Origin of the sequence: Knoellia aerolata DSM 18566 (assembly GCF_000768695.1) — a bacterium.
GTDB lineage: Bacteria > Actinomycetota > Actinomycetes > Actinomycetales > Dermatophilaceae > Knoellia > Knoellia aerolata.
Genome location: NZ_AVPL01000003.1, coordinates 117,167 through 134,129, shown reverse-complemented (window position 1 = coordinate 134,129; position 16,963 = coordinate 117,167). Strand labels below are relative to the sequence as shown.

18 protein-coding genes are annotated in these 16,963 nt (G+C 72.9%); 5 read left to right on the top strand and 13 right to left on the bottom strand.

What is annotated here, in order from left to right; translation table 11 throughout:
* From N801_RS02855 to N801_RS02845, 3 genes are all read right to left on the bottom strand, one after another.
* A partial coding sequence (locus tag N801_RS02855) for a chromosome segregation SMC family protein (RefSeq protein WP_035932585.1) occupies positions 1-1,478 on the bottom strand: 1,478 nt, incomplete at its 3' end.
* A gap of 152 nt (positions 1,479-1,630) precedes the next feature.
* Positions 1,631-1,918: a chorismate mutase gene (locus N801_RS02850; protein WP_035932582.1), complete on the bottom strand. Its 288-nt coding sequence runs from the start codon at positions 1,916-1,918 to the stop codon at positions 1,631-1,633.
* 83 nt (positions 1,919-2,001) lie between these two features.
* On the bottom strand, positions 2,002-2,325 hold the full coding sequence (locus N801_RS02845; protein ID WP_035932579.1) for an acylphosphatase: 324 nt from the start codon (positions 2,323-2,325) through the stop codon (positions 2,002-2,004).
* Between the two features lie 73 nt (positions 2,326-2,398).
* Here N801_RS02845 and N801_RS02840 point away from each other — a divergent pair, with 73 nt between their 5' ends.
* Both N801_RS02840 and N801_RS02835 read left to right on the top strand, forming a co-directional pair.
* The gene (locus tag N801_RS02840; protein ID WP_052112534.1) at positions 2,399-4,336 is read left to right on the top strand and encodes an acyltransferase family protein; all 1,938 of its coding nucleotides are present in this window, start codon (positions 2,399-2,401) and stop codon (positions 4,334-4,336) included.
* Positions 4,333-4,770 (top strand): DUF1801 domain-containing protein, encoded by a 438-nt coding sequence (locus tag N801_RS02835; RefSeq protein WP_035932577.1) that lies wholly within the window; start codon positions 4,333-4,335, stop codon positions 4,768-4,770. The genes N801_RS02840 and N801_RS02835 overlap by 4 nt, the downstream gene beginning before the upstream one ends.
* Before the next feature lie 115 nt (positions 4,771-4,885).
* Here N801_RS02835 and mutM read toward each other — a convergent pair whose 3' ends face one another.
* The 8 genes from mutM to N801_RS02790 all read right to left on the bottom strand — a co-directional run bounded on the left by mutM (position 4,886) and on the right by N801_RS02790 (position 13,274).
* Positions 4,886-5,758: a bifunctional DNA-formamidopyrimidine glycosylase/DNA-(apurinic or apyrimidinic site) lyase gene (mutM, locus tag N801_RS02830; RefSeq protein WP_035932575.1), complete on the bottom strand. Its 873-nt coding sequence runs from the start codon at positions 5,756-5,758 to the stop codon at positions 4,886-4,888.
* Positions 5,759-5,777: 19 nt separating this feature from the next.
* Positions 5,778-6,551, bottom strand: a complete 774-nt coding sequence (rnc, locus tag N801_RS02825; protein ID WP_035932574.1) for a ribonuclease III — start codon at positions 6,549-6,551, stop codon at positions 5,778-5,780.
* A gap of 11 nt (positions 6,552-6,562) precedes the next feature.
* Entirely contained in the window at positions 6,563-6,757 is a 195-nt protein-coding gene (gene rpmF, locus N801_RS02820; protein WP_035932573.1) for a 50S ribosomal protein L32, read from the bottom strand.
* Position 6,758: 1 nt separating this feature from the next.
* Positions 6,759-7,340, bottom strand: coding sequence for a YceD family protein (locus N801_RS02815; protein ID WP_035932571.1), 582 nt, complete (start codon positions 7,338-7,340; stop codon positions 6,759-6,761).
* A 244-nt stretch (positions 7,341-7,584) separates the two neighbouring features.
* Complete coding sequence (coaD, locus tag N801_RS02810) at positions 7,585-8,088, bottom strand: pantetheine-phosphate adenylyltransferase (protein ID WP_035932569.1); 504 nt, start codon at positions 8,086-8,088, stop codon at positions 7,585-7,587.
* Between the two features lie 45 nt (positions 8,089-8,133).
* Positions 8,134-9,360, bottom strand: coding sequence for a 16S rRNA (guanine(966)-N(2))-methyltransferase RsmD (gene rsmD / locus N801_RS21805; RefSeq protein WP_342666888.1), 1,227 nt, complete (start codon positions 9,358-9,360; stop codon positions 8,134-8,136).
* A gap of 1 nt (position 9,361) precedes the next feature.
* On the bottom strand, positions 9,362-11,569 hold the full coding sequence (locus tag N801_RS02795) for an ATP-dependent DNA helicase RecG (protein ID WP_035932567.1): 2,208 nt from the start codon (positions 11,567-11,569) through the stop codon (positions 9,362-9,364).
* 4 nt (positions 11,570-11,573) lie between these two features.
* On the bottom strand, positions 11,574-13,274 hold the full coding sequence (locus tag N801_RS02790) for a DAK2 domain-containing protein (protein WP_035932566.1): 1,701 nt from the start codon (positions 13,272-13,274) through the stop codon (positions 11,574-11,576).
* 169 nt (positions 13,275-13,443) lie between these two features.
* Between N801_RS02790 and rpmB the strand changes: the two genes are divergently transcribed.
* Entirely contained in the window at positions 13,444-13,638 is a 195-nt protein-coding gene (gene rpmB, locus N801_RS02785) for a 50S ribosomal protein L28 (protein WP_009778186.1), read from the top strand.
* 224 nt (positions 13,639-13,862) lie between these two features.
* Here rpmB and thiL read toward each other — a convergent pair whose 3' ends face one another.
* Entirely contained in the window at positions 13,863-14,903 is a 1,041-nt protein-coding gene (gene thiL / locus N801_RS02780) for a thiamine-phosphate kinase (RefSeq protein WP_035932564.1), read from the bottom strand.
* 148 nt (positions 14,904-15,051) lie between these two features.
* Here thiL and N801_RS02775 point away from each other — a divergent pair, with 148 nt between their 5' ends.
* Together N801_RS02775 and N801_RS02770 are read left to right on the top strand one after the other, a co-directional pair.
* Entirely contained in the window at positions 15,052-15,285 is a 234-nt protein-coding gene (locus tag N801_RS02775; protein WP_035932562.1) for an Lrp/AsnC ligand binding domain-containing protein, read from the top strand.
* Positions 15,286-15,287: 2 nt separating this feature from the next.
* Positions 15,288-15,740 carry a DUF3515 family protein gene (locus N801_RS02770; protein WP_245618178.1) on the top strand — a complete coding sequence of 151 codons (453 nt, stop codon included), beginning with the start codon at positions 15,288-15,290 and terminating at the stop codon, positions 15,738-15,740.
* 9 nt (positions 15,741-15,749) lie between these two features.
* On the opposite strand, the gene N801_RS02765 is transcribed toward N801_RS02770, so the two are convergent.
* The gene (locus tag N801_RS02765; protein ID WP_052112529.1) at positions 15,750-16,913 is read right to left on the bottom strand and encodes a D-alanine--D-alanine ligase family protein; all 1,164 of its coding nucleotides are present in this window, start codon (positions 16,911-16,913) and stop codon (positions 15,750-15,752) included.
* Positions 16,914-16,963: the final 50 nt, after the last annotated feature.

Below are 16,963 nucleotides of genomic sequence, written 5' to 3'. Positions count from 1 at the left end.
CCGAGCGCCTCGACGCGGGCGGCGGCGGCGGAGCGGGCCCGCTCGGCCTCGCGCTCGGTGGCCTCCAGCGCGGCGATCCGGGCCTCGACCCCGGCGAGCTCCTCGGCGGCGGTCTCGTAGGCGCTGTCGAGACCCTGCTCGCCCTCCTCGTCGTTGGCGACGGTGCCCTCGAGGCGGGAGAAGTCGCGCTCGGCGTCGGTGGCGCGCGCCAGCGAGGCCTCGATGATCCCGCGGAGGCGGCCGATCTCCGCCTCGCCGGCCTCGATCCGACTGCGCCGGGCACCGACCTGGCCGGCGAGCTTGGCGAGCCCCTCGCGGCGGTCGGCCGCGGCGCGGGCGAGACGGGCGAGACGGTCCTGCTCCGCGGCATACGCCATTTCCGCGTCCTCGCGGGCGCCCACGGCTGCGGCGAGCTCGTCGGCGGCCGTCGCGACCTCGGCGAGGAGCTTCTGCTCGGCCTCGCGAGCCTGCACGGCCTGAGCCCGCAGCTCCTCGGGGTCGCGGCCGGACGTGGTCTCGTCGACGTCGTCCTGGCCGAGGAGGCGGACCCGCTCGCGGGCGACGGAGGCGGTCGACTCGAGCCGGTCGCGCAGGGACTGCAGCCGGACGAAGCGCTCCTGGGCGCGGCCGAGCTCGGGCGCGGCGTCGGCGGCCTGGCGCTCGACCTCGGTGAGCCGCGATCGCACGCCCTCGAGGGCGTTCTCGACCGAGGTCCGCCGCGCGATGAGCGCGGTCTCGTCGGCGACCTCCTGCTCGAGGGTGGAGGTGAGCTGCACGAGGTCGTCGGCGAGGAGGCGCAGTCGCGCGTCGCGGGCGTCGGCCTGGATGGTGGCGGCCCTGCGGGCGGCCTCGGCCTGGCGGCCGAGGGGGCCGAGCTGGCGGCGGATCTCACCGGTGAGGTCCTGGACGCGGGTGAGGTTGAGCTCCATCGCGTCGAGCTTGCGCAGCGCGCGCTCCTTGCGCTTGCGGTGCTTGAGGACGCCGGCCGCCTCCTCGATGAAGCCTCGGCGCTCCTCCGGGGTCGCGCGGAGCACGGCGTCGAGCTGGCCCTGGCCGACGATGACGTGCATCTCGCGGCCGATCCCGCTGTCGGACAACAGCTCCTGGATGTCCAGCAGCCGGCTGGGGGTGCCGTTGATGGCGTACTCGGAGCCGCCGTTGCGGAACATCGTCCGGGTGATCGTCACCTCGGTGTAGTCGATCGGGAGGGCGCCGTCGGTGTTGTCGATCGTCAGGCTGACCTCGGCGCGACCCAGCGGCGGCCGCCCGGCGGTGCCGGCGAAGATGACGTCCTCCATCTTGCCGCCGCGCAGGCTCTTGGCCCCCTGCTCGCCCATGACCCAGGCGAGGGCGTCGACGACGTTGGACTTGCCCGACCCGTTGGGGCCGACGATGCACGTGATGCCCGGCTCGAGGCGCAGCGTCGTCGCCGAGGCGAAGGACTTGAACCCCTTGAGGGTCAGGCTCTTGACGTACACGCGGTGGCTCTCGGTTCCTCGGGGGCGGCGGGCTGAGCGCTCACTGTACCGGCGGGTCGCGGGGCGGACCCGGACCTCGGCGGGCCCCTGCGTTGCCTGTGACGGGTGGGTCCGATATGGCTGGAGTGACTGCTGTGCCGGTTGCCGGCCGGTCAGCCCTTGGCGATCGACTCGTGGTGGTGGATGACCTCGGCGATGACGAAGTTGATGAACTTCTCGGCGAACTCGGGGTCGAGGCCGCTCTCGTTCGCCAGGGCCCGCAGCCGGCCGATCTGGCGCTCCTCGCGAGCCGGGTCGGCCGGGGGCATGCCCTCGACGGCCTTGAGCTCGCCGACCTGCTGGGTGCACTTGAACCGCTCGGCGAGCAGGTGCACGAGGGCCGCGTCGATGTTGTCGATGCTCGACCGCAGCCGGGCCAGCTCGGGGGGGACGTCGCTCATCGCCCCATCGTAGGAACGCCACCCGGCCCCGGGCGACGCGTCCCACGACCCGGTATGCCGCGTGCTCGCCTCGCGCGGTGCCGTCACCTCTCGACGAAGGAGGTGACGTCGGGGCGCGGCGCGCTCTCGAGCGGGGTCGACACCGCGGTGACCCGGCCGGGACGCTCGGTCGTGCTCGGCTCCTCACGCAGCAGGGCGACCATCCGGTCGACCGCGTCTCGCGGGCCCTGGACGACCACCTCGACGCGTCCGTCGCTCGTGTTGCGGGCGTGACCGACGAGGCCGAGCTCGAGGGCGCGGGCCCGGGCCCACCACCGGAACCCGACTCCCTGGACCCGGCCCCGGACGGTCACCGTGGCCCTGAGGGCGCGGAGCCCGTCGGCGTCGGGGTCGGCGCTGCTCTCCATGGCGGCATCGTAGGTCGGGCGTGGGCCAGCGCGCCTCCACGCCCCTGTCGGTGCACGTCCCTAGCCTGTGGACATGAGCGTGGACAGCCCATCGCTGGGGGCCGCGGCGAGCCGGAGCCGTCCGGCTCCGGTCCGTCCGGCCGGCCGGCTGCCCGGCCTCGACGGGCTCCGTGCCGTCGCGATCCTCGCCGTGCTCGCCTTCCACCTCGACCCGCGCTGGCTGCCCGGGGGCTTCCTCGGCGTCGACGTCTTCTTCGTCATCTCGGGCTTCCTCATCACGACGCTGCTCGTGCGCGAGCACGACCGCGCCGGCCGGATCGACCTGCTGGGGTTCTGGACGCGCCGCGCCCGTCGCCTCCTCCCGGCCCTGCTCGTCCTCGTGCCCAGCGTCATCCTGCTCGCGCGGCTCGTCGAGGCCGACCTGCTCGTCGGCATCCGGCGCCAGGCGCTGGGGGCGCTGACGTTCACGAGCAACTGGCTCGAGATCGCCGCCGGCTCCGACTACTTCCACAGCACCGCACCCCAGCTGCTCATGAACCTCTGGTCGCTGGCCGTCGAGGAGCAGTTCTACCTCGTGTGGCCGCTGGTCGCCCTCGTGCTGCTGCGCGTCGCGCCGTCGTCCCGCGCTCGCGCCGCTGTCGCCGTCGCCCTGGCCCTGGGGTCGGCCGTCCTCATGGCCACCCGCTACGACCCGGCGCTCGGGGCGACCCGCGTGTACTACGGCACCGACACCCACCTCATGGGCCTCATGCTCGGCGCCGCCCTCGCCTTCGCCTGGGCCGCTCCGCACCGGGCGTGGACGTCGACCCCCGGGTGGGAGCGGGCCCGCCGCCCGCTGCTCGCCGGGTCCGGGCTCGTGCTCGTCGCGCTGTTCGCGCTCCTCGACGAGTCGACCCCGTGGACGTTCCGAGGTGGCATCCTCGCCGCGTCACTGGCCACGACCCTTCTCGTGCTCGGCGTCGTCGAGCGTCCAGGGGCCCTGCGGTCGGTCCTCGACCGGCCCGTCCTGCGCTGGGTCGGTGAGCGGTCCTACGGGCTCTACCTCTGGCACTGGCCGGTCATCCTCATCGTCGAGGCGGACCTGCCGTGGGCGGCCCGATCGGCCGACGGCTACCTCTGGTCCCGCGTGTGGTGCGTCGTCGTCACCGTCGCCATCGCCGACCTGTCCTACCGGCTCCTCGAGACGCCGGTGCGCGAGCGCGGCTTCCGTGGCAGCGCCCGCCACCTGCTCCACACGATCCGGTATGCCGGCACCCGCACCGCCCGCGCGGTGTGGGCCGGGGTCGTCGTCCTCGCCGTCGTGCTCGCCACCGTCCTGCTCACCGTCCCGACCCGGACCTCCGTCGAGCAGCTGCTGGACGCCAACTCGGCGGCGGCGCAGCCCTCGTCCTCCCCCGCCGTCCCCGCGTCGTCCCGCGGGGCGTCGCCGACGCCCGGCGCCTCGGCGAGCCCGAGCCGGAAGCCGGCACCCGTGGCCCAGACCTGGGCGATGCCGACCGGGGCCGAGATCGACGGCTACGGCGACTCGATGATGGTGGGCAGCGTTCACGCGCTCCGCTACTACTTCCCCGGCATCCGGCTCGACGCCCGGTCCAACCGGCAGTGGGCCGAGGGCCTGTCCGTGGTGACCAAGCGGGGCGACGCCAACCGTCGGGCCGTGGTGCTCGCCCTGGGCACCAACGCCGGCACCGACCTCGAGCGGGCCCGGGCGACCCTCGACGCCCTCGGGCCCGACCGGATGGTCGTCGTCGTCACCCTCCACGGCCGGATCAACCGCATCGCCGGCGACAACGCCGCGCTGCGAGAGCTCGTCGCGGGGCGCGACAACGTCGCGATGGCCGACTGGGACGCCGCGCTCGAGGGCACCACCGGCCAGCTCCAGTCCGACGGCATGCACCCCTCGCTCGTCGGCGCACACCTCTACGCCAAGACGATCCGTCAGGCGTTCGCTGACCTCAGCACCCGGCACACCGGCCAGCCGGTCACGCTCAAGGAGCTCCCCGTCCCATGACCGTTCCCGCCCCACCGGACCATGGCGACCGGTCGACGCGGCCGAACGACGGCGACGTCGACGCCCACCTCGCGACCGTCGAGCCCGTGGCCCGGCGCGAGGACGCCCAGGCCGTGCTCGCGTTGATGCGCGAGGTGACCGGGGCCGAGCCGGTCCTCTGGGGTGGGTCCATGGTCGGGTTCGGCCGCCAGCCCTACCGGACGGCGGACGGCAAGGAGCGCGAGTGGTTCGCCGTCGGCCTCGCCGCCCGCAAGGCCGCCCTCACGCTCTACGGCCTGACGTACGACGGCGCGCAGACCGACGTGCTCGAGCGGCTCGGGCCGCACACGACCGGCAAGGGCTGCCTCTACCTCAAGCGGCTCTCCGAGGTCGACCTCGAGGTCCTGCGCGAGCTCGTCGCCACCGCGTGGTCCCGGAACCACACGCCCGACTGACACGTCTTCGTGTCCGCCGGATCGGTGCGATCCTCCACGAAAAGCGGACGGGCCACGGCTCGTCGCCGGACGAGGACAGGACATCCCGCTGCCCGGTGAGCACCGGACCGGCAGGTCAGCGCCGAGCGGCCGAACGCGGTCGCGGCTGGCACCGGGGGCATGAGAACGACGACCGGTTCATGAACTGCTCCCGCCGGATCGGCGTCCCGCACCGGGCGCACGGCTCGCCCTCCTGCCCGTAGGCGTGCAGCGAGCGGTCGAAGTAGCCCGAGGCGCCGTTGACGTTGACGTAGAGCGCGTCGAAGCTCGTGCCGCCCTGGTCCAGCGCCGCCGCCATCACCTCGCGGGCGTGGTCGAGCACCCGGGCGATGGTGGGCTTGGTGAGACTGCTCGACGGGCGCTCGCCGTGGACCTGCGCCCGCCACAGCGCCTCGTCGGCGTAGATGTTGCCGATCCCCGACACGACCCCCTGGTGCAGCACCATCCGCTTGATGGCGCTGTCGCTGGCCTTGATCCGTCGTACGACGGCGTGCTGGTCGTAGACCGGTTCGAAGGGGTCCGGCGCGATGTGCCGGATCTGGTGGGGGACGCCGTCGTCGCCGAGGTCGTCGAGGGCGAACCCGCCGAAGGTCCGCTGGTCGACGAAGCGGAGCTCGGGACCACCGTCGGCGAAGGTGAACCTCGCGTGCAGGTGCTTCTCGTCGGGGGCGTCCGCCGCCTCCACGAGGAGCTGTCCGCTCATGCCCAGGTGCGCGATGAGGCCGAGCACCGGGTGGCCGGCGTCGCCGAGGACCAGCCAGAGGTACTTGCCGCGGCGCCGCGCCTGCGTGACCTCGAGGCCGGTGACCTGCTCGGCGAGGTGGAGCGGACCGGGAACGTGCCGCCGGGCGACCCGGGCCCCCGTGAACGAGGCGGAGGCGATGCGGCGGCCGACGACGTGGTCGGCGAGGCCGCGGCGGACGACCTCGACCTCTGGCAGCTCGGGCACGTTGGGGGGTCGCCTCGGGTCAGGAGAGGTCGGGCAGGGGCGCCGTGGACAGGCCGGCACCGTGGCGCTCGCGCAGGGTCTCCCAGGCCTGGGCGGCGGCCTGCTGCTCGGCGTCCTTCTTCGTGCGGCCGACTCCGCGGCCGTGCTCGGTCCCGCCGACGAGGACGCGGGCGCTGAACGTCTTGGCGTGCTCCGGGCCCTCCTCCTCGAGGGCGTACTCGACGGAGCCGGCGGAGTGCATCGCGCTGATCTCCTGCAGGCTCGTCTTCCAGTCGAGCCCGGCCCCGAGGGTCGCGGAGCTGGCCATGAGGGGGTCGAGCAGGTGGTGCACGAGGGCGTCGGCAGCGGCCATCCCGGCACTCGAGTAGGTGGCACCGATGACCGCCTCGACGGTGTCCGCGAGGATCGAGTCCTTGTCGCGACCGCCGGTGGCCTCCTCGCCGCGGCCGAGGTGGAGGTAGTCACCGAGCCCGAGGGTGCGACCGACCGCGGCGAGCGCGCGCATGTTGACGACGGCGGCCCGCAGCTTCGCGAGGTTGCCCTCGGTGAGCTCGGGATGGGCCGAGTACAACGTGTCGGTGACGACGAGGCCCAGCACCGAGTCGCCGAGGAACTCCAGCCGCTCGTTGTGCGGAACGCCGCCCGCCTCGTAAGCGAACGACCGGTGCGTCAGGGCACGCGCGAGCAGCGCCTCGTCGATGAGCCCACCGGTCACCTCGGTGAGGTGCTGGTGGAGCTCGGCGACGGGGCGCCGCGGCGTGAGTGCCTCAGGGCTGTGCGAGCACCTACCCATGAGGGTGGGTCTCAGCCCTGGTGTTCGGTGCGCTCGGCCACGCCGTAGTGGCGGCCCTTGTAGGACCCGCACGACGGGCACGCGATGTGCGGCTGCGTCGGAGCCTTGCACTGCGGGCACGCGGTCAGGGTGACCGGGGTCGCCTTCCAGTTGGCACGGCGGTGGCGGGTGTTGGAGCGCGACACTTTCCGCTTCGGAACAGCCATGTCAGGTCCTATCTGAAGTCTGCGTCGTGGAGGGCTCGGACACGAGGTCCGTGAGAGCCGCCCACCTGGGGTCGATCACGTCATGTGTGTGGTCCAGGTCCTCCTCGAGGCGCATCCCGCATTCGGAACACAACCCCGGGCAGTCCGGGCGACACACGGGCTTGAACGGCAGTGAGGGCACCACCGCGTCCCGGAGCACCTCGTCGAGGTCGATGAGACCGTCCTCGACGAGGTACACCTCGGCTGCGTCCTCGTCGCCCACCTCGAGGTGGTGGGCGTTGCGATCGGCGTAGGCGAACAGCTCCTGGAAGCGGCCAGTCACATCGTGGCTGATCGGATCCAGGCACCGCACGCAGGCGCCGGTCGCCGTCGCGTGGACCGAACCGGTGACCAGGATGCCCTCGACGACGGACTCGAGCCGCGCGACGAGCTCCAAGGGTTCCCCCTCGGCGACGCGCAGCACCTCCGTGCCGAAATCAGCTGGTGCCTCGACCGTGCGAGAGAGCTCCGCCATCGAGCCGGGTCGCCGGCCGACCTCCTTGGTGTCGAGCACCAGTGGAGATCGTGGATCGAGACGAGTCATTGCCCTTGCCGTTGTCGAGTGGTTCGGACCGCGTCACGGCTGACGCAGACCGACTGACCACGGTACCGGAGGGGGGTCCACCTCCCCAAATGCACCCCTGCACGCCGTCCCGCTGGCGTCCGCAACCCTGGTCACCTTCTCGACCACCCTTGCGGACGCCCCCCCGTATGCCGTCCCGCTGGCGTCCGCAACCCTGGTCACCTTCTCGACCACCCTTGCGGACGCAGGCGGCGGGTGGGGGCGGTCAGGGGTTCGGGCGCAACGCGACGATGGCGTCGCGGACCTCGTCGGGGACGAGCCCGGAGACGTCACCACCGAAGCGCGCCACCTCCTTGACGAGCGAGCTCGACACGTGCTCGAACTCCTGCGCCCCGGGGAGGAACACGGTCTCGACCCCGGTGAGGTGCCGGTTCATCAGGGCCATGGGGAGCTCGTAGGCGAAGTCGGCGGCGCTGCGCAGCCCCTTGACGATGGCCTCGGCGCCGACGTCACGGCAGACGTCGACGAGAAGCCTGCCCGCGAAGGCCTCGACCCGCACGCGCCCCCGGATCTCGTCCGGCAGCGAGCGCTCGATGAACCCGATGCGCTGCTCGACCGTGAACGTGCCCTGTTTGGCCGGGTTGTGGAGCACGGCCACGACGACTTCGTCGTAGAGCCGGGCGGCCCGCACGAGCACGTCGACGTGCCCGAGGGTGACCGGGTCGTACGACCCCGGGCAGACGGCCCGCCTGATCTGCTGCTCGCTCACGCGCGCCACCCTACGGCGTGGGACGTCGCCGGGCCGGGTGCCGCCTCAGTCCTTGGCCGCTTCCTTGGAGGCCTCCTCGACCTTCTTGGCCTCCTCCTTGGCCTCCTCCTTGATCGCGTCGGCCTTCTCACGGGCCTCGGGCGCGGCGATGACGCCCTCCTTCTCGGCGCGGTGCAGGATCGCCTCGACCTGCTCGAGGCTCGCGCAGCCCTGCTCGAGGAGCTCGTTGCGGCGTGCCAGCCACTCCACGCCGAGCGTGGCCCGGGCCTGTTCGGAGACCTCCTCGCGAGCCGGGTTGAGGATCGTCTGCTCCTCCTCGTTGGCGTGGTGGTTCAGCACCGTCGCCAGCTCCTCGAGGGCCGTGTCGTACTTGTCGGTGTCGGTGCCCTTGGCCTCGAGGAAGGCGACGAGCGCCTCGTTGATCTCGGCGTGCTCCTCCTCGCCGTGCTCCTGCTCGTGCTCGGTGATCGCGCGCTTGCGGCGCAGCGCCGGGTAGACCTTCTCCTCCTCGGCCTCTCCGTGGGCCACGATGAGCTCGGCGAGCGCGGAGCGGGCCGCGGCGCGGTCGCTGTCGTTGCGGCGGCACTCCCGGATGAGGTCCTCGAAGAGGCGGTGGTCGGCGAGGATCAGGTCCAGCACGTCGCCACTGGTCGGTCGGGGGATCTCGTAGTCGCTCATCTGCCCATCCTTGCTGATCAGGGGGGTTGCGTGGTCGGTAGGCGTGCGGTGGATGGCGTACCAGATGACCGTCTCGCCGTACGTCTTCACCCGTTCGGGCTCGAGCGCGTCGGGCCACACCGGCTCGGGTGAGCGCTTCGAGCGCTCGACGACGACCAGGGCGTCCTCGTCGAGCCATCCCCGGGACACCAGCGCCGACAGGTCGGCCGCCAGGGCCTCCTCGGAGAGGTCGTACGGCGGGTCGAGGAGGACGAGGTCGAGGGCTCGGGGCGCCCCCTGGAGCGCCGAGGCCACGGTCACCGGAAGCACGGTCGCGCGCAGCCGCAGTCGGGCGACGTTGTCCCGGATGACCGAGGCGGCCGCACGGTCGGACTCGACGAGGGTCACCTCGGCGGCCCCGCGGCTCGCGGCCTCGAGACCGAGGGCGCCGGAGCCGGCATACAGGTCCATGACCCGCGCCCCGGAGACCGCGTCACGCGCCTCGAGCGAGGAGAAGAGCGCCTCGCGCACCCGGTCGCTCGTCGGCCGCGTGCCGCGTCCGGACGGCGTGCGCAGCTCGCGTCCGCCGGCCGTGCCGGCGATGACTCTGGTCACCTCACCCTCGTTCCAGGTATGCCGCCTGCTCCGTGTCGACGCGGGCGTCGACGAGCTCGGCGAGTCGCGGATGTGCCCCGAGGTCGGGGTCCTCGGCCACCACGGAGACGGCGTCCTCGCGGGCCGCCTCGATGAGGGCCTCGTCCTCGAGGACGTGCAGGAACTGGAGCTGGCTGCGCACCCCGTGCTGGGAGGATCCGAGGATGTCGCCCTCCCGGCGCTGCCGGAGGTCGATGCGGGCCAGCTCGAAACCGTCGGTCGTGCCGGCCACGGCGTCGAGGCGCTCGTGGGCGGCCTCCCCGTCCCCCGCGTGGACGAGGAGGCAGAGCCCGGGCAGCCCTCCGCGCCCCACGCGACCGCGCAGCTGGTGCAGCTGCGAGACGCCGAACCGGTCGGCGTCCGTGACGACCATGACGCTGGCGTTGGGGACGTCGACGCCGACCTCGATGACCGTCGTCGAGACGAGGACGTCGATCTGCCCGGCGGCGAACTCGCGCATCACGGCGTCCTTCTCGTCGGCCGGCAGCCGGCCGTGGAGGATCTCGATGCGCAGTCCCGCGAGCGCCGGGTTGGCGACGAGCTCGGCGTGGACGCGTCGGACCGATGCGAGCGGCCGTGGGGGAACTGCCTCGCCGTCCTCGGCGCCGTCGTCGTCACCGCCGTCGCCGTCGGAGTCGCCGACGGCATCGGGCGCGAAGATCTCGGCGTCCTCCTCCGGCTCGTCGTCGTCGCCGATGCGGGGGCAGACGACGTAGGCCTGGCGACCCTGCGCGACCTCCTCGGCGATCCTCACCCACGTCCGCTGCATCCAGCCGGGCTTGTCCTCGGGCACGACGTGGGTGGTGATGGGTGCCCGGCCGGCCGGGAGCTCGCTGAGCGTCGACGTCTCCATGTCACCGAAGACCGTCATGGCCACGGTGCGCGGAATCGGGGTGGCGGTCATGACGAGGACGTGCGGAGGCTGAGCAGCCTTGCCGCGCAAAGCATCCCGTTGCTCGACGCCGAAGCGGTGCTGCTCGTCGACCACCACGAGCGCGAGGTCCTGGAAGCTCACGTGCTCCTGGATCAGGGCGTGCGTCCCGATGACGATGCCAGCGTCACCACTCGTGATGTCGAGCATCGCGCGGCGACGGGCCCCCTGGGACATGCTGCCGGTCAGCAGCGTGACGCGGGTCCCCATCTCCGCCCCACCGAGCATGCCTCCCTCGGCGAGGTCACCGAGCATGGCGGTGATGGACCGGTGGTGCTGGGCGGCCAGCACCTCGGTCGGTGCGAGCAGGGCCGCCTGCCCCCCGGAGTCGACCGCGGCGAGCATCGCGCGCACGGCGATGACCGTCTTGCCCGACCCGACCTCGCCCTGGAGGAGACGGTGCATGGGGACGGCCCGCGCCATCTCGGTGGCCAGGGTCTGCCCGACCTCGACCTGGCCGGCGGTGAGCGTGAACGGCAGCCGCGCGTCGAAGGCGTCGAGCAGTCCGCCCGGCCTGGGTGCCCGCGCGATGGTCGACTCCTGCGCCTGCCGCGCGCGGCGCTGGGCCAGGGCGAGCTGGAGGACGAAGGCCTCCTCGTACGACATGCGGCGGCGCGCCTGCGCCACCTCGGCCAACGACTGGGGGGTGTGGATCCCCCGCAGCGCGGAGGTGCGGTCGAGCAGGTCGCGGCGGTCCAGCACGTCCTCGGGGATCGCCTCCGGGCTCTCGACGAGCAGGTCGAGCACCATCCGCACGCACTCGGTCACCGTCCACGTGTGGAGGTTGCCCACCTGCTTGTAGATCGGGATGAGGTCGCGCCGCTCGCCCTTGTCGAAGTCGCTGAGCAGGGAGTAGCCGGGGTGCGCGAGCTGGAGGCGGTTGTTGAAGGAGGAGACCTTGCCCGCGAACAGGGCCTTGGTGCCGGGTACGAGCTTGCCCTCGTGTCCCCAGGCCTTGAAGAAGGTGATCTCGAGGTCCTTGCTGCCGTCGGTGATGACCGCCTGAAGCATCGTGCCGCGACGCGCCTTCATCGACCGCGTGGTCGCGGACTTCACCTCGGCGACGGCGACGATGTAGGACCCGACCGTGGCGGCGGCGAGGTTGCTCTCCGGGCTCTGGTAGCGACGCGGCCAGTACGCGAGGAGGTCGCCGACGGTGACGATCCCCCGCGAGTCCTTGAACTTCTTCGCCTCGCGGGAGGCCAGGACCTTGGTGAGCGGAGTGGACTCCGTGTACACGGGTCTACTCCACCCCCACGAGCAGTGGGTAGACGAGCTGGCCGCCGTCGATCCGGACGACCTCGACCTCGCCGTGCTCCTTGGCCAGCCGGTCGGCGACGGCGTCGACGAGGGCGTCGTCGGCATCGGCACCCGACACGAGGGTGACGAGCTCGCCCCCGCTGGAGAGGAGCCGGTCGAGGACGGCGTGCGCGACTGTCGCCAGGTCGTCGCCGATGAGGGCGACGTCCCCGCTGACGATGCCCAGGACGTCGCCGGGCGTGACGTGGCCGGCCCAGGTGAGCACCTCGCGCGAGGCGACTGACACGGCGCCGTGGCGGGTGGCGACCGCCGCGCTCGTCATGGCGATCGCGTTCTCGCGCAGGCCCTTGCCGAGGTCGACGACGGCCAGTGCCGCGAGACCCTGGACGGCCGTGCGGGCCGGGACGATGGCGGTGACGATGCCCTCCTCGGTGGCGGCGCGGCACGCGACCTCGGCCGCCATGAGGGTGTCCTTGTCGTTGGGGAGGACGATGACCGAGCCGGCGCGAGTCGCGTGGATCGCCTCGAGCAGTTGCCCGGCCGACGCCCGCGCACCCGGGGCGCTCAGCACGACGGTGGCCCCGGCCTCCTCGAGGATGGCCGCCATGCCGGGACCGGCGGCGCACGCGACGACCGCCACCTGCTGGGTCTCCTTGGCGGCCACCTGCGTCGCGAAATGCGTGACCTTGACCCGGTGTGGGCGCCCGGCGAGGATCCCGGCCTCGACCGCGGCCCCCACGTCGTCGACGTGGACGTGGACGTTCCAGAGGTCGGGCCCCCCGACGACGAGCAGCGAGTCGCCGAGGCCGTCGAGCGTCGCCTTCATCTCGAGGACCCGGTCGGCGTCGCTCTCGTCGAGCAGGAACATGACCTCGAAGGCCGGCCCGCCGGCGGAGGTCGAACCCGACGCGGCGAGCTTGTCCGATCCCTGGCCCGTGTCCTCGAGACCGGAGCCCTCGTCGGGGCCCTGGGCGGTGTGCCACGCCGCCTTGGGCAGCAGGTCCTCGGCCGCGTGGTGGAGCGGACCCGAGCCGTCCCCCCAGCTGCCGGTGAGCACGCGGTGCAGCGCCTCGAGCATGAGCACACAGCCGGCGCCACCGGCATCGACGACGCCGGCGTGCGCCAGGGCTGGGAGCTGCTCGGGGGTGCGGGCGAGGGCGACCTCGGCAGCGGCCAGGGCGGCGGCCGCCACGTCGACCGCGCCGCCACCGGCGGAGGCGGACTCGACGGCCGCCCCGGCAGCCGCGTCGGCGACGGTGAGGATGGTCCCCTCCTGCGGGTGGGCGACGCTCGCCCGGGCGAGCTCGGCGCCGCGGGTGATCGCCCGGGCCAGAGCGGGACCGTCGAGCTCGGTGAGCCCCTCCTCGATGACGACGGCGCTCAGCCCGGCGACGATCTGGCTGACGATGACTCCCGAGTTGCCCCGCGCCGACATCAGCAGGGCACGCGAGAGGTTGCGAGCCTCGTCGACGAGGCTCGCGGTGCCGATGATGCCCTGGGCCGCGTGCGCGACCTTGACGTCCTCGAGGGCGGTGTCCATCGTGAGGTAGAGGTTGGTGCCGGTGTCCCCGTCGGGCACCGGGAACACGTTGAGCGCGTCCATCTCGGTGCGCCGCGCCGCGAAGGCGGCACGCGTCAGGGCACCCCAGAGTCGGGCTCCATCGGCGTCGAGAACGGCTGGCACGGTGGCAGGCTATCGGGCGGCCCTGACTCGTTTTGGAGCCACACCCGAACTCGGCTACGCTTTGACGGTTCCGCGTGAGCCCCCTCCGGGGCGGGCACCGGGACCACTTGACCTGAGACGGCTGGCAACCCAGCCGTTTCGTATGACACCTGACTCAAGGAGATCACCCGTGGCTGCCAACTGCGATGTCTGCGGCAAGGGACCAGGCTTCGGCCACAGCATCTCGCACTCGCACCGCCGCACCAAGCGACGCTGGAACCCGAACATCCAGCGCGTGAAGGCTCTCGTCGGCGACAAGGGCGTGACCCCGAAGCGGCTCAACGTCTGCACCTCCTGCCTCAAGGCCGGCAAGGTCAAGCGCTGACCCCCTAGCTGCATCCCGACACGGGGCGAGGTCCGAACACGGACCCCGCCCCGTTTCGCGTCCCGGGGCCTTCCCGCGTCCAGCGTCCGCAACCCTGGTCGCGAACCCGACCACCCTTGCGGACGCCAGCCAGCCGGCATCCGCGGACGTCCGCAACCCTGGTCGCGAACCCGACCACCTTTGCGGACGCCAGCCAGGCGGCGGCACGGCAGGGCGTATGCCGGTCAGCCGGCGAAGTGGTCCCAGCCGGTCACGCTCGGCACGGCTCCACCGACGGTGAGCCGGGGCCCCTCCGGGCCAGCGGCGAGGACCGTGCCGATGACCGTCCAGGGCGCCGACGGGTCCTCGGGCACCCCGCCCTGCGGGAAGGTCGCGAGCAGCGAGTGCTCCTCCCCCCCGGCCAGGACCTGCGGCCAGCCGGCGTCCGCCCCGAGGGCGACCTCGATCGGTCCGGCGAGGAAGTCGCGGCGCAGCGCCCGCTCGTCGAGCGCGAGCTCCACCCCGCTCGCGGTGGCGATGCGGGCGCCGTCGCGCACGAGCCCGTCCGACAGGTCGATCATCGAGGTGGCGCCGGCCAGCGCCGCCAGCGGCCCGGACTCCCACGGGGGGCGCGGCGACCGGTGGAACCACAGGAGCAGCGACACCGCCCTGTCGACCTCGCCGAGGTGACGACCTCGTCCCTCGCCGGTGATGGGGTCCTCGCGCCCCTGCTCGTGCAGCACCAGACCCGCCCCCGACCACCCGAGCGACCCGGCCACCGCGACGACGTCACCGGGACGCGCGCCGGACCGCAGCACGGGCGAGCGCCCCTGCAGGTCGCCGAACGCGGTGACCCCGACGACGACCACCCCGTGAGGGGCCGACGACAGGTCTCCCCCGACGACGGGGCAGCGCGCGTCCTCGGCGGCGGCGGCGATGCCGCGGGTGAGGTCGATGAGCCAGTCGAGCTCGGTCGCGGGGTCGGCCGCCACCGAGACGAGCAGTCCGGTGGGCACGGCGCCCATCGCGGCGACGTCGGCGACGTTCTGCGCGACGACCTTGACCCCGACGTCGTGCCCGCTGGACCAGTCGTCGCGCCAGTCGCGCCCGCGCACCATCGAGTCCGTCGTCACGACCACCGAGCCGTGCGCGGTGATGACTGCCGCGTCGTCCCCGGGCGGGACGAGGACACCGGCGCCGGCATACGGGCTCCCACCGAACATCGGGAGGATCTGCCCGAGCAGCTCGGACTCGCTCACCGAGGCGAGCGTCGCGCGCGAGACCACGCACCCACCTCCTGAGCCACTCGAGACGTGCGGACCACCGGCACGGTACCGTGCAGACACCGTCGCCCCCGGTGACGGTCGACCAAGACCCAGCAAGACTCGGGCGGAGCGCGCACAGAGCCGCTCCCTGACAGTGAGGTGACACCCAGTGGTCCAGGCCTACATCCTGATTCAGACCGAGGTTGGTCGCGCGGCGGCCGTGGCCGAGGCGATCGCGGCGATCCCGGGAGTGGCTCTCGCCGAGGACGTCACCGGTCCCTACGACTGCATCGCGCGCGTCGAGGCCGAGACCGTCGACGAGCTCGGCAAGCTCGTCATCGCCAAGATCCAGGAGGTCGAGGGCATCACCCGGACCCTCACCTGCACGGTGGTGCACATCTGAGCGTGCGCTCCCGGACGAGTTCGACGGCGGTGGTGCTCGGCGCCACCGCCGTCGTCGCGCTGTCGGGGTGCTCGTCCGCCGTCGAGGTCTCCCCCACCCCGCTGGCGACCGGCGAGGTGTGCCGCGCGGTCAGCGCGGCCTGGCCGGCCGAGGCGGGCGGTCAGGCGCGTCGCGAGGTGCGCGACCCCAGTGCCGGGGCGGCCTACGGGGACCCGGCGATCATCGCCCGGTGCGGCGTGCCCGCGCTCGGACCCACGACCGACGACTGCATCGAGGTCGACGGCATGGGCTGGGTGGCGCAGCCGCTCAGCGACGGGACGCGCTTCACGACCTTCGGCCGCGACCCGGCCGTCGAGGTGCTCGTCCCCCGTGCCTACGCGCCCGAGCCGCTTCTGCTGCCCGCCTTCACCGAGGCGGCCGAGCGGCTGCCGAGGAACTCGCTCGCCTGCAGCTGACCCGCGTGCTCAGCGCAGGCCGACCCGGCGCTCCATGGCGAGCGAGATGAGCTCGTCGATGAGCTCGGGGTAGGTGAGGCCGGCGGCCGCCCACATGCGCGGGTACATCGAGCTCGGGGTGAAGCCGGGCATCGTGTTGATCTCGTTGAGGAGCACCTCGCCGTCCTCGGTGAGGAAGAAGTCGCACCGGGCGAGCCCCTCGCAGCCGGCGACGGTGAACGCCGTGGCCGCCATCTGCGCGATCCGGTCGGCGACCTCGGGTGAGACGTCGGCCGGGGCCTCGAGGCGGATGTCGTCGTCGGCGAGGTACTTCGCCTCGAAGTCGTAGAACTCGTGGCCCTGCACGACGATGCACTCACCGAGGGGGCTGGTGCGGGGGGCGTCGGTGCCGTGGCCGTCGAGGACGCCGCACTCGATCTCGCGCCCGACGACGCCCTGCTCGACGACGACCTTGGGGTCGTGCTCGCGGGCCGTCTCGACGGCGGCCTGCAGGCCCTCGGGCCCGTCGACCTTGGAGATGCCCATGCTCGATCCTGCCCGGGCGGGCTTGACGAAGACGGGATAGGAGAGCGCGCCGACGGCGTCGAGCGCGGCTGCCGGGTCGCGCCGCCACTCACGGTCGGTGATGACGACGTAGGGCCCGACCGGGAGCCCGGCGGCCTGGAAGACCACCTTCATCATGTGCTTGTCCATCATCACCGCCGACGCCGTGACCCCGGACCCGACGTAGCGGACGTCGGCGAGGTCGAGCATCCCCTGGATGGTGCCGTCCTCGCCGAAGGGACCGTGCAGCAGCGGGAAGACGACGTCGACCTCGTTCAGCTCGCGCGGTGGCTGCCCGGCCTCGTGGACGACGAGGTGGCGGGCGGTGGCGCTCATCGGCAGCAGCACGCTCGGTGCGGACGCGTCGACCTCGGGGAGGTGACCCGGCGCCAGTCGCAGCGGCTCGGGGTCGTTGGGCGCGAGCACCCAGCTGCCGTCCTTGGCGATCCCGATCGGCAGCACGTCGTAGCGCTCGGGGTCGAGGGCGGACATCACGCTCGCCGCGGTGGCGCAGGACACGGCGTGCTCCGACGAGCGGCCGCCGAAGACGAGGGCCACGCGCAACCGGCGCGGCGCCCCGTCGGGTCCTGCACCTGCGGCGACCTCGCTGGGCGTGTTCTCGGTGTTCATCGCCAGCGACCCTATCCCGCAGGCGCGGGCGGGCGGCATACGCTCGCCGG

Bases quoted from the DNA above. Each gene is read 5' to 3' on its own strand.
- N801_RS02840 (WP_052112534.1), top strand. From the start codon at position 2,399: ATGAGCGTGGACAGCCCATCGCTGGGGGCCGCGGCGAGCCGGAGCCGT.
- N801_RS02835 (WP_035932577.1), top strand. From the start codon at position 4,333: ATGACCGTTCCCGCCCCACCGGACCATGGCGACCGGTCGACGCGGCCG.
- rpmF (WP_035932573.1), bottom strand. From the start codon at position 6,757: ATGGCTGTTCCGAAGCGGAAAGTGTCGCGCTCCAACACCCGCCACCGC.
- N801_RS02850 (WP_035932582.1), bottom strand. From the start codon at position 1,918: ATGAGCGACGTCCCCCCCGAGCTGGCCCGGCTGCGGTCGAGCATCGAC.
- N801_RS02815 (WP_035932571.1), bottom strand. From the start codon at position 7,340: ATGACTCGTCTCGATCCACGATCTCCACTGGTGCTCGACACCAAGGAG.
- N801_RS02845 (WP_035932579.1), bottom strand. From the start codon at position 2,325: ATGGAGAGCAGCGCCGACCCCGACGCCGACGGGCTCCGCGCCCTCAGG.
- N801_RS02765 (WP_052112529.1), bottom strand. From the start codon at position 16,913: ATGAACACCGAGAACACGCCCAGCGAGGTCGCCGCAGGTGCAGGACCC.
- rnc (WP_035932574.1), bottom strand. From the start codon at position 6,551: ATGGGTAGGTGCTCGCACAGCCCTGAGGCACTCACGCCGCGGCGCCCC.